This is a genomic window from Streptomyces sp. a15, from assembly GCF_059026085.1.
Map to the genome: position 1 here is coordinate 1 of NZ_JBWLKM010000254.1, position 884 is coordinate 884.

The 884-nt window shown below is 73.9% G+C and carries 1 protein-coding gene; it reads right to left on the reverse strand.

What is annotated here, in order from left to right:
* The coding region (locus AC5P09_RS51975; protein WP_493880635.1) for a condensation domain-containing protein at positions 1-884 on the reverse strand (884 nt) is incomplete at both ends.

Below are 884 nucleotides of genomic sequence, written 5' to 3' on the forward strand. Positions count from 1 at the left end.
CGGGCGAGCCAGGCCAGATGGTCCCGGAAGGAGGGCGCCGGCCCGAGCCCGGAGGCGTCGCCGCCGGCCGCGTAGATCCGGGATGTCTCGTCGAGGACGATCGGCGTGGACCAGCCGTCCAGCAGGATGTGGTGGGAGGTCATGACGAGGCGGTGGCGCCGCTCCCCGAGCCGAACCAGGAGCAGCCGCAGCAGCGGGGCCTCGGCCAGGTGGAAGCGTTCGGCGCGCTCCTGTTCCGCCAGCGACTCGGCCTGGGCGAGCGCGTCCGTCTCCGTCCGCCCGCTCAGGTCGACCACACGCCAGCGCGGCTCGGCCGCGCCGGTGACGACTTGGACGCTGCGGCCGTCGGCCAGTTCGTGGAAGCTGACCCGGAGCATGTCGTGCCGGGCGACGAGAGCGTTCCAGGACCGGTGCAGCCGGTCGGCGTCCAGCGGGCCGGTCAGATCAAGCACCCGCTGGGTCTCGTAGACGTCGGGGCCCTGGTCGTCGTAGGCCGTGTGGAAGAGGAGTCCTTCCTGGAGCGGGGAGAGCGGCCAGACGTCGGTCAGGCCGGGGACCCTGGTCTCCAGTTCCTCCACGTCGGACTGGGCGAGGGCGAGGAGCGGGAAGTCGGACGGGGTGTGGCCGCCGGCCGACGGGTCCGCGAGGTGCGTGGCCAGGCCGGTGAGGAGGGCGAGCCAGGTGGCGCCGAGGTGTTCGGCGTCGGCTGCGTCCAGGATGTCTTCGGCCCAGTTCACTGTGATGGTCAGCGCCGGGCCGTCCGGGGTGTCCCGGACCACCGCGGCGGCCTCGATGGTGTGCAGCAGCGGCATGTCGGGGTCGTTCGAGCCGCCGAGGGCGGACGGGCCGGCGGGCTGCCAGGCGGCCACCTGCGTCGCGGGGGC